The sequence below is a fragment of the Streptomyces eurythermus genome (genome assembly GCF_014649115.1).
GTDB lineage: Bacteria > Actinomycetota > Actinomycetes > Streptomycetales > Streptomycetaceae > Streptomyces > Streptomyces eurythermus.
The window spans coordinates 69,005-83,910 of the sequence record NZ_BMSK01000013.1 but is presented as its reverse complement, the minus strand read 5'-3'; the positions used below and the strand labels follow the sequence as shown (position 1 = coordinate 83,910).

Genomic DNA, 14,906 nt, shown 5'->3' with positions numbered 1-14,906 from the left:
CGGTGCTCAGTCCAGCCCGATGATCCGGTCCGCGGCCCGGGCCGTCGGCTGCCACCAGGTGGTCACCGGCTCCCAGACCAGCACCTGCCGGCCGGTGCCGAGCTCCCAGGGCTGGAAGGACCGGCCCCAGTGCGCGGCCGACGCCGCCACCGTGACCGAGTCCGCCCGGCGGGCCTCGGGGTCCGCCGGGTCGCCGATGGTCCGCACGGCGGCGTAGGCGGTGCCGCCCGCCGCCAGCCGGTAACCGCCGGTGCCGCCCTCGGGCACCGGCAGCGCGGCCCCGTCCAGGTCGCCGAAGGTCACCGTGGGCACGCGGTCGACGACACAGGCGCGGGCGGTGCGGTTGGTGACGCTGACCCGCAGCACGGTCGGGTGGCCGGTGGCGGCCTTCGCCCGCAGCGTCAGTGCCCGCGCGGCGCAGTGGTCGGCCCGCTCCTGGCCGGCGGCGGCCTGGCTGGGCGGCGCGGTCAGCAGCAGGGCCGTCGCGGCGGCCGAGACGGCGGTGGATACGGCGATGGCGGCGCGGATGGGCATTGGGGTGTCCCCCTGTCGTGGTCGGGAGCGGGACGCTGCGCCCGCGCTCGCGGAACTGGACGACGGCCCCGGGCCGCACGCCGTAGGCGATCGGCGGCCGGAACCCGCCTGCCCTGTGTGACGGCCGGCGCGGCCGGGAGGTTGCCCCGGTCCGCGGCCCTCACCCGGTCGTGTCACGTCCGGCACCGGCGGCGGGCCCCCGGCCGTCAGCCGGCGTCCTCCGGGCCGACGGCCGCGGGGGAGTCCGCCGGACAGGAGCCGTTGGCCGGCAGGGTGCCGTAGAGCAGGAAGTCGTTGACCGTGTGGTGCACGCACATGGAAGAGGAGTACCCGGTGTGGCCCTCACCCTTGTTGTCCAGCACCACCGCCGAGGGGCCCAGCCGGCGGGCGGTCTCCACGGTCCACCGGTACGGCGTCGCCGGGTCACCGCGCGTGCCCACGAGCAGCATCTTCGCCGTGTGCACGTCCTTGACCCGCTCGCGGATGAAGTCGGTGCCCTTGGGCCGGCCGTAACACAGCAGCAGCTGGGTGAGCCGGTAGCGGCCGAAGACCGGTGAGGCGTGGTCGTACGCGGCCCGGAGCGTGCTCAGCTCCTCGGTGAGCCGCGCCGCGTCGGGCCGGTCGGGGTCGTCCGCGCAGTTGATCGCCATCAGCGCGGCCGGCAGGTTGTCCACGGGGACGTCGGCGATGTCCACCAGCCCGCCGTCCTCGCGACGCCGGGCAGGGGACGCGTCCGCGCGGTCGGTGCGCTCGCGGTCGTGGGAGGCACCGATGCGGTCCGTGCGGTCGAGCTCCCGGGGCAGGCCGGTGCGCTCCGTGCCGTAGCCGGCGCGGGGAAGGCCGACGCCGCTCGGGGAGAAGCCGAGGAGCCGACGGGTGTCGCCGTCCTCCACCAGGGACGCCAGCGCGCGCTCCAGCGGGGGCCATGCCCGCTTGCTGTACAGGCCCTGCGCCAGGGCACCCACCAGATCCTGTCCGGTGAACGAGGCGCCGGACTCCGTGGGCACGGGGTCTTGGTCGAGCGAGCGCACCAGCCGCAGCACCTCGTCCCCGGCCCGGCGCCGGTCCTGCCCGAACGGACAGCCGACGTCCGTCGTACACCAGTCCAGGAAGTCGTCCAGTGCCTGCTGCTGCCCCTCGGCGCCCGCCAGGCCCTGCTCGGCCGTCGACTCGGTCAGCGTGTCCACGCCGTCCAGGGCGAGCCGGCCGACCCGGTCCGGGAACTGCGCCGCGTACACCGCGCCGAGCCGGGAGCCGTAGGAGAAGCCGAGGTAGTTGAGCTTCTTGTCGCCGAGCGCCTGGCGGATGACGTCCAGGTCGCGCGAGGCGTTCACGGTGCCGATGTGGGGCAGCACCGGACCGGAGTTGCGGGCGCACTCCTCGGCCACCTGCCGCAACTGCTGGAGCAGCGCCTTCGGCTGCCCGGCCCCCGGGTCCTGTTTGGGCACCGCGGGGACCGTGACGCCGCCCTCGCCGCAGCTGACGGGGGAGGAGCGGCCGACGCCGCGCGGGTCGAAGGTGACCACGTCGTAGCCGTCGGTGAGATCCATGAACTCTCTTCCCTCGGCGGCCAGTCCGGGGACGCCGGCGCCGCCCGGGCCGCCGAAGTTCAGCACCACCGAACCGTGGGACGGACCCGTCGCGCGGTAGCGGGCCAGCGCGAGCTCGAGGGTGCCCGCGCCCGGCCTCGCGTAGTCGAGCGGGACGGTGACCTCGGCGCACTCGAGGTCCTCGGGCATGTCCGGGCCCGGGCAGGCGGCCCAGGCGACCCGCTGCTGGTAGAAGCGGGTCAGGTCGGGCTGCGGCCGGCCGGCGGCGGCCGCGGGCAGCCCGGACCCGAGCAGCGCCAGGGCGAGCACCGAGGCGCCCGCGCAGCGCCGCACGAAGGGCCGTGTGGACAGCATGGCCAGCATCGATCGCCTCCCGGGGCACGCCCGCCACGGGCCGGGGGGCGGCGCCCTCGGATCACCATAAGCGGCCCCCTCCCGGCCCGCCTCCCGGCGAGCGGGACGGCACCCGCCGTCGTATCCTGCGCACCCTCCGTGCCCGTTGGTGATCATTCGATGGCTTTGCGCGCGGTTCGACAACAGTGCCGCTCGATGGGGTGAAAGACCGATAAGCCATAACCCGGATGGTTCACCGGCGTTTTAGGTGGTGCGGGTGAGTGCCCGCGCGATGTCCGGAAGGCAGGGAACCCATGAGACGCGCTACCCGAAACGGTGTGATCGCCGTCGCCGCCGCATCCGGTGCGATGGCCGTGGCGTTCCCGGTGTCCGCCGCCTTCGCGGCCGACGGGGCCGGTACCCGGGGCACGGCGGCCGGCTCGCCCGGACTGATCTCCGGCAACGGCGTCCAGCTCCCCGTGGACGTGCCGGTGAACGTCTGCGGCAACACGGTCGACATCGTGGGGCTGCTCAACCCGGCCGCGGGCAACGCCTGCGCGAACACCGGCAAGGCGCGGGCCGACGGCGCCGGACACGGCGGGGCGCCGTCCCGGCCCGGCGGGGCGTCCGCCCACGGCGCGACCACGAACTCGCCCGGCGTGGTCTCGGGCAACGGCATCCAGCTCCCCGTCGACCTGCCGGTGAACATCACCGGCAACAGCGTCGATGTGGTCGGCGTCGGCAACCCGGTCTTCGGCAACCAGTCGGTCAACGGCCCCGGTGACACCCACCGACCGGCCCCGCACACCCCTGCCCGGCACACCCCGGCCCCGAAGCCCCGGGCCCCTCAGCCGCAGCCCCCCACCCGGACCCACCCCACCCCGCACGCTCCGCGCCCGGCCGTGTCCGCACTGGCCCACACCGGAGCGGACGCCACCGCCCCCGCGGCGGCCGGCAGCGCCGCGCTCATCGCCGCGGGCGCCCTCCTCTACCGCCGCTTCCGCCCGGCCCGCCACCACTGACCCACCGCCCCGACACGGACCGGACCCGGGACGCCCGGGGCGCGGCGGCAAGTCCCGGGCCGGCTACGGCACCGGGACGCGACCTCCGCTCCGGGCACCACCTCCCGCGCCGACGGCGCGGCGACGCCCCATGACAGCGACCCCCAGCCGGACGGGCCCGTACGCACACACCCCAACGGCGCCGGAGCCCCGGGCCGGACGGGCCCCAGGTCGGACGGGCCCCGGCCCGGGTGAGCCCCGGCCCGCGCGAACCCCGGCCCGGACGGGCACTCAGGTGCGCGCCGACCGATCTCCCCGTGGCGCGGCCCGCGTTGATCCGGAAGGATGCTGCGGGCGGCCGGCCGAGGGCCGTGCCGTACGACAACAGCCCGACCCCGACGGATACGGAGCGCACCGATGACCTCTGCGGCCCCCCAGGACCTCGTCGTCACCCAGGCCACCCTCGCCGACTGGCCGGTGATCAGCGGGTGGGCGGCGGCGGAGGGCTGGAACCCCGGACTGTCCGACGGCCCCGCCTTCTTCGCCCAGGACCCCGAGGGGTTCTTCCTCGGCCGGATCGACGGGGAGCCGGTCTCCGCCGTCTCCGTGGTCAACCACGGACCCGACTACTCCTTCCTCGGCTGCTATCTGGTCCGCCCCGGCCTGCGCGGCCGGGGACACGGCCTGACCACCTGGAAGACCGCGCTGGCGCACGCCGGGAACCGTACGATCGGCCTGGACGGGGTGGTCGCCCAGCAGGACAACTACCGCCAGTCCGGCTTCCGGCTCGCCCACCGCACCATCCGGTTCAGCGGCCCCGCTCCCGAGGCCGAGCCGCCCGCCGGCGTCCGCCCGGCCGGCCCCGCCGACCTCGCCGCGATCACCGCCTACGACAGCGCCTGCCACCCCGCCGACCGCCCCCGGTTCCTCGCCGAGTGGCTCACCACACCCGGCCACCGCGCCGTCGTCCGCGACAACGGCGGGCACCTGACCGGCTACGGCGTGATCCGCCCCGGCCGGGACACGCTGCGCATCGGCCCCCTCTTCGCCGACACCGCCGCCGACGCCCGGGCCCTGTTCGCCGCCCTCACCGCCGACGTGGCCGGCCGGGAGGTCGCGATCGACGTGCCCGAGCCGAACGCGGCGGGCGTCGCCCTCGCCGAACAGGCGGGACTGCGGCCCTCGTTCGAGACCGCCCGCATGTACACCGGCTCGGTGCGCGCACACGCCCAGGAACGGGTGTTCGGCGTCACCACGCTCGAACTCGGCTGATCCCTCAGCCGAGTCGGGTCCGCCCGGAGTGGAAGCGCCGGTGCAGCTCCCGTACCTCGTCCAGCAGCTCCGGCACCGGTCCCGCCACGGCCACCCCGGGCGCGATGTCCCGCACCGGCAGGGTCCGTACGGGCGGAGCGGGCACGCCCAACTCGGCCAGGATGCCGGACAGTTGCACGGACGAGACGATGTACACGATCCGGCCGAGCCCGACCCAGGCGTGCGCCGCCGCGCACATCGGGCAGTGCTCGCCGGAGGTGTAGACGGTCGCCTTCGCCCGCTCCTCGGGCGTCAGACGCGCGGCCGACCAGCGGGCCAGCTCGAACTCGGGATGCCGGGTGTGGTCCCCGCCCGCCACCCGGTTGCGGTCCTCCGCCAGCACGGTCCCGTCCCCGGCCACCAGGACCGACCCGAAGGGCTCGTCACCGGCGTCCAGCGCCTCCTCGGCCAGCTCGACACAGCGGCGCAGATACCGCAGCTCATCGTCCCGGACCATCGGTTCACCTCCGTACGTCATGATCTCCGGCCGGGCACGTTACGGCCACCGCACCCGGCCGGGCCGACGGCTTTGCCTCCAGGGCAACCGAGCGCCGCCCGGCCGGGAAGGCGTGGCGCCGCCCCAGCGCGACCGTGCCGAGCGCCAGCAGCACCGGCGGGAGCGCGGTCCACGGCAGTGCCCCCGCGCCCAGCGCGTCCAGTGCCAGGCCGCCGGTGAGCGAACCGGCCGCGATCCCCGCGTTGTACACCGTGGTCTGCAACGAGGTCGCCAGATCGGCCTCGCCGGGTCCGGCGGCGTCGACCAGCGCGGTCTGGATCAGCGTCGGCGCCCCGCCGAAGGCCACGCCCCACAGCGCGACCGCGCCCAACAGCAACGCGTGCGCCCGGCCGGCCGGCCCCAGCGCCAGCAGCACGGCCGCGACCAGCGCCAGCGCCCCGAGCAGAGCGGCCCGGGGACGGCGGTCGGCCAGCACCCCGGTGAGCCAGATCCCCGCCACCGTGGCCGCCCCGAACACCGCGAGCAGGACGCCCGTACGGCCGTACCCGGCATGCGCGGCGAACGGGCCGATGTATGTGTACATCACCTGGTGTCCCAGCAGCAGGAAGAACGTCACGCACAGCACCGGGCGGATCCCGGGGCGGAGGGCGACCCGGACCAGGGGCACGCGCGCGTGCGGCGGCTCGCCGGGGAAACCGGGCACCCGCAGCCGTACCCAGCCCGCGAGCAGCACCGCGAGCACGGCCAGGACGGCGAACGCGGCCCGCCAGCCCACCGCGCCGGCCAGCGCGGTACCGGCGGGCACGCCGAGCGCCAGGGCCAGGGTGATCCCGGCGAGGACCACCGCGATGGCCCGGCCGCGCCGCTCGGCGGGCACCATGCGGGCCGCGTAACCGGCCAGCATCGCCCACAGCGTGCCGCCCATCGCCCCGGCCAGCAGCCGGGCCGCGACGGTGAGCGGGTACGACGACGACAGCGCCACCACCGTGTTGCTCAGGGCGAACCCCAGCAGCGCACCGCACAGCACCGGCCGCCGGGGCAGTCCGCGCAGCGCCGCGGTGACCGGGACCGCGGCGACGAAGGAGGCCGCGGCATACGCGGTGACGAGGAAGCCGATCCGGGACCCGGCGACCCCGAGCGGGGGCGCCATGGCGGGCAGCAGGCCGGCCGGGAGGAGTTCGGTCAGTACGGCGGTGAACGCGGCCGAGGACAGGGCGAGCAGCCCGGACCACGGCAGGCGACCGCCCTTGACCTGGGAGGACGGGGTCATGCGACCATGGTGGAAGCTTCACATCAGTGTGAAGGTCAAGCGCGGAACCCGGGAGGCGCGATGCGCATCGGTGAGCTGTCCCGGCGCACGGGCGTCGCCACCCGGCTGCTGCGCTACTACGAGGAACAGGACCTGCTGCACCCCGACCGCGCCGGCAACGGCTACCGCAGCTACCCGGAGTCCGCGGTCGCGCGGGTGCGGCAGATCCGGGGCCTGCTGGACTCCGGGCTGACCACCGAGATGATCCGCGCGATCCTGCCGTACCTGTGCGGACCCGGCCGTCTGGTGCCGTCCCCCGGGAACGTGCCGCCCGGGACGGCCGCCCTGCTCCAGGAGCACATCGACCGCATCCAGGCCCGCATCGACTGCCTGGCCCGCAACCGCGACCGGCTCGCCGCCTACCTGGCGTCGGTACGGCCGGACGGCGGCTGAACCTCCCGGCGCGGCCGGCGCGTCGCGTCGTCCATGCGCCTCCGGTGGTGATCCGGCGCGCTCCCGTCGGCACCGGAACCCTCTGTTCACCCGCCCGGATCGCCATGTACATTTCAGCCAACCGACGCGCGGAGGACACCCCAAGCCGGTTCTACGCGCGCAGACTCGGCGCCCGCACCGCCTCTCCCCAGCCCTTCACGGAGGTTCGACGGATGCTCGGACGGAAAAGATCCCGCCGCGGCGGCACCACCGCCCTGGCCGGCGCGGCGCTGCTGCTGGCCTCGGTCGCCGTACAGACCGGCACCGGCACCCCCGCCCACGCGGCGGACACCCACCGCGTCCTGTTCGACAACGCCCATGCCGAGACGGCCGGCAACGCCGACTGGATCATCTCCACCAGCCAGCCCGACCCGCTCGGCCAGGACGCCTCCCCGTCCGCCGAGACCGACTGGACCGGGGCCCTGTCCTCCTGGGGCGTCGCACTGCAGAAGACCGGTGGCTACAGCCTGAAGACCCTGCCGCCGGGCTCGAGCCTCGGCTACGGCGGCACCTCCGCCACCGATCTGTCGAACTTCGACACGCTGGTCCTGCCCGAACCCAACACCCCTCTCACCAGCGCCGAAAAAACGGCGATCATGAACTTCGTCAAGAACGGCGGCGGACTGTTCATGATCTCCGACCACACCGGAGCCGACCGCGACAACGACGGCTACGACGCGGTCGAGATCTTCAACGACCTGATGACGAACAACGGCGTCGACTCCACCGACCCGTTCGGCTTCTCCGTCGACTCGCTGAGCATCGGCTCCGACCACCCGGCCGCGATCGGTGACAGCACCGACCCGGTGCTGCACGGCTCCTTCGGCACCGTCACCAAGAGCCTGATCGCCAGCGGTACGACCGCCACCCTCAAGCCCGCCGACAACCCCGGCGTCAAGGGCCTGCTCTACCGCACCGGTTACTCCGGGAACACCGGCGCCTTCTTCGCCACCAGCACCTTCGGCAGCGGCCGGGTGGCCTTCTGGGGCGACAGCTCCCCGGCCGACGACGGCACCGGCCAGTCCGGCAACACCCTCTACGACGGCTGGAACGACACCACCGCCACCAACGCCGCCCTCGCGCTCAACGCCACCGCATGGCTGTCCGGCGCGAGCGGCACGGGCACCGGCGGCGGCTCGACGACCTGCGCCGCCGCCCAGCTCCTCGGCAACAACGGCTTCGAGTCCGGCAGCACCGTCTGGACCACGACCAGCGGCGTCATCACCAACTCCACCAGCAGGGCGGCCCGTTCGGGTTCGTACTACGCCTGGCTCGACGGCAACGGCACCGCCACCACCGACACCCTCGCCCAGTCGGTGACCCTCCCGTCCGGCTGCGCGGCCAGGCTGACCTTCCAACTCCACGTGGACACCGCCGAGACCACCACCAGCACGGCCTACGACACCCTCAAGGTCCAGCTCCTGAACGGCTCCGGCACCGTGCTGCGCACCCTGGCGACGTACTCCAACCTCGACGCCGCCACCGGCTACACCCAGCGCGCCTTCGACCTCGGCGGCTACGCCGGGCAGACCGTCACCCTGAAGTTCACCGGCACCGAGGGCTCCAAGTACCAGACCTCGTTCGTCGTGGACGACACCGCGCTCGACGTGAGCTGAACCGGGCCGGGGCGGCGGCGCGGGCCGTCGTGCGGCTCCGCCCCGCCCCGTCAGCCCGCCGGGACCGTCGTCTCCGGTGTGTTCCAGCCGGAGACGCGCACGGCCGGTGCCGACCCGCGCAGGTCCGCCGTCCGGTAGGTGGCGGTCAGCGTCACCGACTCGCCCGGCCACAGGCTCACCTGGTTGTCCGACCAGCGCACCGGCAGCACCGGCCTGCCCTCCGCGCCCATCACGTCGACGTCCGTCAGCAGCGCCGGAGTCGTCCCGCTCCCGTGGTGGCGCAGGGTCACCGTCGTGGTCGACACCCCGTCCGACGCGCGGGTGACCGCCTCCGCCGACACCGGCACCCGGGCCATCGAGGCCAGCCCGGTCAGGTCGGCGTACTCCGTCGTCGGGGTGTAGTACCAGGTGGTGCCGTCCCAGTCGAGGGTGTCGGGCCGGGTGGAGAGCCAGTACACGTTCCGGCTCACCTCCTTGCCGGCCGCGTCCGTCAGCACCAGCCGCAGCAGCTGGGTGCGCGCCGGCCCGTCCACCGCCGGCGGCAGCGTGAGCGCGGTGGCATGCGCGCCGCCGCCGTTCACCGCCACCGCGCCGGCGCTCTGGTCGAAGCGGCGCGTGCCGTCGGGATCGAACAGCGTGGCCCGCGCGGTGAGCCCCCGGACCGCAGCGGTGCGGTTGTTCACCACCACGACGGAGCGGTCGTCGTAGGAGAACTGCACGTGCAGCGGCTCGTTGGCCTTCTTCGCGCCGAAGTAGGCGCCGTTCTGGTCGAGGTAACGGTCCGTCAGCTGCCAGTGCAGCGAGGGCCAGCCGCTGTTGAACATCCAGTGCACGACACCGGTGGCGGGCCGGTCGCTGTCGGTCGCGTTGCGCCGGTACGACTCGAACTGGGCGCGCACGGTTTCGTACTGGGCCAGCTGGGCCTTGCGTACATAGTCGGCGAGGCCCGTGGGAGGGCCGTAGCGGCCGGTGAGCGCCTCGTCGTAGATCTTGAGCGTGCCGAAGGTGACGGACGGCGAACGGTGGTACTGCCGGGCTTCCGGGTCCTTCCAGAGGGTGTCCAGTTCGGCCGGTGTCATCATCCGGCGCAGCGTGTCCAGGGTGGGGATGCTCGGGCCCGCGCTGGTCTCGGAGTTGAAGCCGGTGGCCCCGCCCTCCCGCTTGGCGTACCAGTAGCCGGGCGGCACCCAGTCGTAGGGGCCCGTCATCTTCATGCCCGAGTCACCGAGCCGCGGGGAGGAGGTGGCGGACGCGGCGGGGACCACGGGGACGGGCCAGTCGGCCGCTTCCAGCGCGTCCAGGTAGCCCTTCTCGATCGTGGCGTCCGGCGCGGCGTCGCTGCCGATCAGGAACGACAGCACGCTCGGGTGGCCGCGCAGCCGGGCGGCCTCGGCGGCCATGGACGCCCGCGCCACGGTGTGGTCCGCTGCGGACCACGGCTCGCCCGAGCCGTTGGGATTGACGTCGCCCTCCCACTTGTCGCAGCACTCCCAGCCCGGCAGGGCGAGCACGCCGTAGCGGTCGGCGAGGTCGAAGAACTCGTCGGGCTCCAGGTGGCCTTCCAGGCGGATGGTGTTCAGGCCCAGGTCGAGGGCGTACTTCAGACGGTCCTCGGTATAGGCGCGGTCCCAGCGCAGGAACTCGTCCGGGGACCAGCCGCCGCCCCTGATCAGAAGGGGACGGCCGTTGACGCGGTACTGGCGGGCGCCGTCGGCGTTCAGCGGGGCCCGCACGTCCCGGATGCCGAAGCTCTCGTGCGCGGTGTCCGACGGTGTGCCGGCCACGGTGGCGGTGAGGTCCAGGTCGTACAGCGGCTGCCCGCCCATGCCGGCCGGCCACCATACCTTGGGGCGGGTGAGGCGCAGACCGGGGACGTCGGCGGGGGAGAAGGACAGCGCCTTCGACTCGTGCGCGCCGAGCGTCACCGTCCGGGCGAACCGGATGCCGCCGACCCTGCCGGTGACCTCCGTGGTGACCGCGGAGCCCGTGTCGTTGCGGACCTGGGCCCTGACCGTCAGGTCGGCGGTGGCGAGCGAGGGCACGGCCAGCCTCGTGACCACGTGCGCGTCGCGCAGCGCGACCGGGCCTTCCCGGCGGACCAGGACGTCCCGGACCAGGCCCATGTTCCGGTCGGGCGGCGGCTGGAGCCAGTCGAGCCAGCCCATGGTCAGGTCCCGGTTCGGGTCGTTGGGCCGCACCCGGAAGGCGACCGTGTTCGTGCCCGGCCGGACCAGCGAGGTGATGTCCAGCTCATGGCGGGTGTAGGCGCCGGTGATCCGGGAGGCCGGCGCCACCAGCCGGCCGTTCACATAGACGTCGGCCGCCGAGACGACGCCGCTGAAGTCCAGGAAGGTGCGCCGCTCGGTGTCCTCGACCGTGAAGTCCGAGCGGTACCACCACGGCACGTCGAAGTCGGCCCGCGGGATCTGCCGTTGGTTGGTGGAGCGGAACGGGTCGGGGTACACGCCGTTCGCCAGCAGCGCGGCCAGCACGGTGGAGCGGGGACCGGCCGGATACCAGTTTCGCGCCGGATAGCCGGGGGAGGACACGGCCGCCGCCGAGTCGCCCACCTTCGCGGCGGACTGGATGGCGAAGCGGGACAGCGGGGTGCTGGTGCCCGCGGCGGAGGGGACGGGGGTGAGCCGCTCCGGCCGGTGGGGCTCGGTCGCCTCCCCGCGGCCGGCCCAGGCGCCGGTGGTCAGGGCGCCGCCGAGGGCGAGCAGCGCCGCGGCGGCCAGGGGGAGCCGGCGGGTGTGGCGAGGGAACACGGCGGTCTCCAGCCTCGTAAAGTTAGGAAACTTTACTAACCTGGGTCACGCTAGGTCGCGCCCCGGACACTGTCAACGAGCCTCGCGGAGACCGGCACGGGACGCCGCCGGCTTGGGCAGGATCGTTTCGCCGTCGTGAGTCTGACGGTAGATCAGCCGCTGCCGGGTGCGTCGGATGCCCGCCGTGTCAGGAGGCCCCATTGTCCGGTAGCCCGCCACCCACGGGTGGTTTCGTCCGCCGCGTCGGCCTGTTCCAGGCCACGGCGATCAACATGAGCCAGATGTGCGGCATCGGCCCGTTCGTCACCATCCCGCTGATGGTCGCCGCGTTCGGCGGCCCGCAGGCGGTCACCGGGTTCCTCGCGGGCGCGGTCCTGGCCCTGTGCGACGGGCTCGTCTGGGCCGAACTGGGTGCCGCCCTGCCCGGCTCCGGCGGCAGCTACGTCTATCTGCGCCAGGCCTTCCGGCACCGCACCGGGCGTCTGATGCCGTTTCTGTTCGTGTGGACGGCCATGCTGTTCATCCCGCTGATCATGTCCACGGGCGTGGTCGGCTTCGTCCAGTACCTCGGCTATCTCGCCCCCGGCCTCGGGCGGACGGCCGGCGACCTGACCGGCCTCGGCGTCATCGCCCTCGTGGTGCTCCTGCTCTGGCGCGGCATCGAGCACATCGCCCGGATCACGGCCGTCCTGTGGACCGTGATGATCGCCTCCGTGCTGCTGGTCATCATCGCCGCGGCCACTCACTTCAGCCCACATATGGCCTTCACCTACCCACAGGGCGCGTTCAATGTGATGAGCGACCACTACTGGCCCGGGTTCGCCGCGGGCCTGACCATCGGCATCTACGACTACCTCGGCTACAACACCACCGCCTACATGGGCGCCGAGATCAAGGACCCCGGCCGGACCCTCCCGCGCTCCGTGCTCTTCTCGATCCTCGGTGTCATGGCGATCTACCTGCTGCTCCAGATCGGCACGCTCGGCGTGGTCGACTGGCACCGGATGACCGACCCGCACGACATCGCCTCCACTTCGGTGGCCTCCGCGGTGCTGGAGGACACCTGGGGCAGGGCGGCGGCGGACACCGTGACCGCGCTGATCCTCGTCACCGCGTTCGCCTCCGTCTTCACCGGCCTGCTCGGCGGCTCCCGGGTGCCCTACGACGCCGCCCGCGACCGGGTCTTCTTCCGCGCCTACGGCAAGCTGCACCCCAGGCACCGGTTCCCGGTGTCCGGCCTCGCCACCATGGGCGTGATCACCGCCGTCGGCTTCCTGGTCGGCCGCCACACCGACCTCGCCACCCTGATCCAGCTGCTCACCACGGTGATGGTGATCGTGCAGGCGCTGGCCCAGATCGTGGCGCTGACGGTCCTGCGCCGACGCCGCCCGGACCTGCACCGCCCCTACCGCATGTGGCTGTACCCGCTGCCGAGCGTCCTCGCCTTCACCGGCTGGTGCGTGATCTACGGCTACGCCGACCACAACTCCCCGGGCCGCCACCCCGTCGAGTGGTCCCTGGTCTGGCTGGCCCTCGGCTGCGTGGCCTTCCTGGGGTGGGCGCGGCACGAGAGGGTCTGGCCGTTCGGCCCGAAGGAGACCGGCGAGGACATCGGCGAGACCCGCAACGCCCTTGAGATGAGCTAGAGTTACGGACACCACCTCCCCGGCCGGACCACGATCCGCCGGGGACGCTCTCGTTCATGACCCAGAACACGAACGAGAACACGGCCGGGAGCACCGCCGAGAACATGGCCGCGGACCTCGCCGTCCGCCCCGCGACCCCCGACGACCGGCCCGCCGTGGAGCGGCTGTGGCTGATGTTCCGCCACGATCTGTCCGAGTTCCAGGGCAGCCTGCCCGCCGCCGACGGCGGCTTCCGGAGCGAGTGGGTGACCTCCGCCTTCACCGGGCCCGGCTGGGCGCCGTACCTGCTGACGTACGGCGACCGCCTCGCCGGGCTGGCGTTCGTCCGCGGGCTCGACGGCCCGGTACGCGTGCTGAACAGCTTCTTCGTGGTGCGCGGTGCCCGGCGCCGGGGCGTCGGGCTGCGGGCCGCGCGCGAGGTGCTCACCCGGCACCCCGGGCCGTGGGAGATCGCCTACCAGCAGGACAACCCGGCCGCGGCGCGCTTCTGGGCCAGGGTCGCCACGGAACTCGCCGGCGACGCCTGGACCCGCGAGCCGCGCCCGGTGCCGGGCCGGCCGGAGCTGCCGCCGGACGTGTGGATCTCCTTCACCGTGCCGGCCCTGCCCGACGCGGACCTTTGACAGCGGACGATCACCTCGACAGCTTGAGCGACCATGACCGAGCAACCCTGCTTCGTGTACGTCACCTACATCGCGAGCACTCCCGAGAAGCTCTGGGAGGCGCTCACCGACGCCGATCTGACGGCCGTCTACTGGGGGCACCGGAACGTCTCCGACTGGCGGCCCGGTTCCCGCTGGGAGCATGTGCGCGCCGACGGCTCCGGCGTCGCCGACGTGGTCGGCCGGGTGGTGGAGAGCGAGCCGCCGGCCCGGCTGGTGACCACCTGGGCCGAGCCCGGTGAGGAGGGCCGCGAGGACCGGCACTCCAGGGTCACCTACGAGATCCGGCCGTACGAGGACATCGTCCGGCTGACCGTCACGCACGACGACCTGGCCGACGAGGGCGAGCGTTCCGCCGTCGCGTCCGGCTGGCCGGCCGTGCTGTCCAACCTCAAGTCGCTGCTGGAGACCGGCCGGCCCCTGCCACAGGAGCCGTGGCGGGTGCCGGCCGGCTGACCGGGGACAAGGGGAGGCCGGTCCGTCCGGCGGACCGGCCTCGATGTTCTTCTTCGTTTCCGATGTTCCCGTCTCCTTTCCTCGGTCTTCTCTTCCGTGGTCCGGGGGCCCGCGTGCTACGGCCTGGGAGTGCTCTTCGCGGCCGTGCCGGCGCACACCAGGCCGAGGACGAGGGCCAGGGCTCCGATGACGATGTTGTTGACGATGACGCCCGTGTCCGGGCGGCTGCCCACGATCCACGGGGCGATGATCATCCAGATGCCCATGGCACACATGGCCCAGCTCAGGCCGTACATGCGCTCGGGCGCCCGGGTGAATCCCAGGGCCAGCAGGCCGATCGCAATGCCCACGATCAGATTGTGGGTGACGAGGGCGGGCTGGCTCGCCGTGTAGTGCAGGATCCACGGGGACGCGGCACAGTACAGGCCGAGCAGGAACACCGGCCCGTCCACGAGCGCCACATCACGACCACCGAGTACGCGGGCGTAGCGGTCCCGCATCTCGGAGACATCGGGGTGGCTCGAGATGTCACCCCTGTGCAAGTCGGCCATGACTCGTCTCCTTCGACTTCGCAGGCCGGACCGGGTCCGGTCCGGTGCGGGGCTAGTGCGCCATATGGACCATTTTGCCCTTACTTCCAGCTTATGTGTAGAGGGTGAGCAGGATGGGCGATGGCCGGCACGTCGCCGCCCGACGTGCCGAGGGTGAGCCGGCGACCGTGGTGAGGGATCCGAAGCCGGACGCCTTCCTCGTGGTGGCCGGGGGCGGGAGGTGGGAGGCGGGGCCTGAGAGCCGGCCGTCGGCACCCGGCCGCCGCGCGCCTCCCGTGCG

13 protein-coding genes are annotated in these 14,906 nt (G+C 73.5%); 7 read left to right on the top strand and 6 right to left on the bottom strand.

Features of this window, described 5'->3' with window-relative positions; genetic code table 11:
* Positions 1–6: 6 nt before the first annotated feature.
* Both IE251_RS24605 and IE251_RS24600 read right to left on the bottom strand, forming a co-directional pair.
* A complete protein-coding gene (locus tag IE251_RS24605; RefSeq protein WP_189755177.1) occupies positions 7–534 on the bottom strand; it encodes a DUF4232 domain-containing protein in 528 nt (175 codons plus the stop codon).
* Between the two features lie 206 nt (positions 535–740).
* Positions 741–2,447, bottom strand: a complete 1,707-nt coding sequence (locus IE251_RS24600; RefSeq protein ID WP_189755176.1) for an alpha/beta hydrolase — start codon at positions 2,445–2,447, stop codon at positions 741–743.
* Between the two features lie 284 nt (positions 2,448–2,731).
* On the opposite strand from IE251_RS24600, the gene IE251_RS24595 reads away from it, so the two are divergent.
* Together IE251_RS24595 and IE251_RS24590 are read left to right on the top strand one after the other, a co-directional pair.
* Positions 2,732–3,439, top strand: a complete 708-nt coding sequence (locus IE251_RS24595; protein ID WP_189755175.1) for a chaplin — start codon at positions 2,732–2,734, stop codon at positions 3,437–3,439.
* A 396-nt stretch (positions 3,440–3,835) separates the two neighbouring features.
* The gene (locus tag IE251_RS24590) at positions 3,836–4,690 is read left to right on the top strand and encodes a GNAT family N-acetyltransferase (protein WP_189755174.1); all 855 of its coding nucleotides are present in this window, start codon (positions 3,836–3,838) and stop codon (positions 4,688–4,690) included.
* A 4-nt stretch (positions 4,691–4,694) separates the two neighbouring features.
* On the opposite strand, the gene IE251_RS24585 is transcribed toward IE251_RS24590, so the two are convergent.
* Both IE251_RS24585 and IE251_RS24580 read right to left on the bottom strand, forming a co-directional pair.
* A complete protein-coding gene (locus tag IE251_RS24585) occupies positions 4,695–5,186 on the bottom strand; it encodes a nucleoside deaminase (RefSeq protein WP_189755173.1) in 492 nt (163 codons plus the stop codon).
* Positions 5,187–5,190: 4 nt separating this feature from the next.
* Positions 5,191–6,456, bottom strand: coding sequence for an MFS transporter (locus tag IE251_RS24580; RefSeq protein ID WP_189755172.1), 1,266 nt, complete (start codon positions 6,454–6,456; stop codon positions 5,191–5,193).
* A 60-nt stretch (positions 6,457–6,516) separates the two neighbouring features.
* Here IE251_RS24580 and IE251_RS24575 point away from each other — a divergent pair, with 60 nt between their 5' ends.
* Both IE251_RS24575 and IE251_RS24570 read left to right on the top strand, forming a co-directional pair.
* A complete protein-coding gene (locus IE251_RS24575; protein WP_189755171.1) occupies positions 6,517–6,888 on the top strand; it encodes a MerR family transcriptional regulator in 372 nt (123 codons plus the stop codon).
* A gap of 212 nt (positions 6,889–7,100) precedes the next feature.
* A complete protein-coding gene (locus tag IE251_RS24570; RefSeq protein WP_189755170.1) occupies positions 7,101–8,543 on the top strand; it encodes a hydrolase in 1,443 nt (480 codons plus the stop codon).
* Positions 8,544–8,593: 50 nt separating this feature from the next.
* Here the strand turns inward: IE251_RS24570 and IE251_RS24565 are convergent, their stop codons facing one another.
* Positions 8,594–11,311 (bottom strand): glycoside hydrolase family 2 protein, encoded by a 2,718-nt coding sequence (locus tag IE251_RS24565; protein WP_189755169.1) that lies wholly within the window; start codon positions 11,309–11,311, stop codon positions 8,594–8,596.
* Between the two features lie 200 nt (positions 11,312–11,511).
* On the opposite strand from IE251_RS24565, the gene IE251_RS24560 reads away from it, so the two are divergent.
* Genes IE251_RS24560 through IE251_RS24550 form a run of 3 tightly spaced genes read left to right on the top strand, consistent with a single transcriptional unit; the run spans position 11,512 to position 14,075 of the window.
* Positions 11,512–12,957, top strand: a complete 1,446-nt coding sequence (locus IE251_RS24560) for an APC family permease (RefSeq protein ID WP_189755168.1) — start codon at positions 11,512–11,514, stop codon at positions 12,955–12,957.
* A gap of 56 nt (positions 12,958–13,013) precedes the next feature.
* Positions 13,014–13,580: a GNAT family N-acetyltransferase gene (locus IE251_RS24555; RefSeq protein WP_229896912.1), complete on the top strand. Its 567-nt coding sequence runs from the start codon at positions 13,014–13,016 to the stop codon at positions 13,578–13,580.
* A gap of 33 nt (positions 13,581–13,613) precedes the next feature.
* Positions 13,614–14,075 carry an SRPBCC family protein gene (locus IE251_RS24550; protein WP_189755167.1) on the top strand — a complete coding sequence of 154 codons (462 nt, stop codon included), beginning with the start codon at positions 13,614–13,616 and terminating at the stop codon, positions 14,073–14,075.
* A 116-nt stretch (positions 14,076–14,191) separates the two neighbouring features.
* Here IE251_RS24550 and IE251_RS24545 read toward each other — a convergent pair whose 3' ends face one another.
* Complete coding sequence (locus IE251_RS24545) at positions 14,192–14,626, bottom strand: SPW repeat protein (protein ID WP_189755166.1); 435 nt, start codon at positions 14,624–14,626, stop codon at positions 14,192–14,194.
* Positions 14,627–14,906 lie beyond the last annotated feature (280 nt).

Bases quoted from the DNA above. Each gene is read 5' to 3' on its own strand.
- IE251_RS24595 (WP_189755175.1), top strand. From the start codon at position 2,732: ATGAGACGCGCTACCCGAAACGGTGTGATCGCCGTCGCCGCCGCATCC.
- IE251_RS24605 (WP_189755177.1), bottom strand. From the start codon at position 534: ATGCCCATCCGCGCCGCCATCGCCGTATCCACCGCCGTCTCGGCCGCC.
- IE251_RS24590 (WP_189755174.1), top strand. From the start codon at position 3,836: ATGACCTCTGCGGCCCCCCAGGACCTCGTCGTCACCCAGGCCACCCTC.
- IE251_RS24575 (WP_189755171.1), top strand. From the start codon at position 6,517: ATGCGCATCGGTGAGCTGTCCCGGCGCACGGGCGTCGCCACCCGGCTG.
- IE251_RS24580 (WP_189755172.1), bottom strand. From the start codon at position 6,456: ATGACCCCGTCCTCCCAGGTCAAGGGCGGTCGCCTGCCGTGGTCCGGG.
- IE251_RS24600 (WP_189755176.1), bottom strand. From the start codon at position 2,447: ATGCTGGCCATGCTGTCCACACGGCCCTTCGTGCGGCGCTGCGCGGGC.
- IE251_RS24550 (WP_189755167.1), top strand. From the start codon at position 13,614: ATGACCGAGCAACCCTGCTTCGTGTACGTCACCTACATCGCGAGCACT.
- IE251_RS24555 (WP_229896912.1), top strand. From the start codon at position 13,014: ATGACCCAGAACACGAACGAGAACACGGCCGGGAGCACCGCCGAGAAC.
- IE251_RS24585 (WP_189755173.1), bottom strand. From the start codon at position 5,186: ATGGTCCGGGACGATGAGCTGCGGTATCTGCGCCGCTGTGTCGAGCTG.
- IE251_RS24545 (WP_189755166.1), bottom strand. From the start codon at position 14,626: ATGGCCGACTTGCACAGGGGTGACATCTCGAGCCACCCCGATGTCTCC.
- IE251_RS24570 (WP_189755170.1), top strand. From the start codon at position 7,101: ATGCTCGGACGGAAAAGATCCCGCCGCGGCGGCACCACCGCCCTGGCC.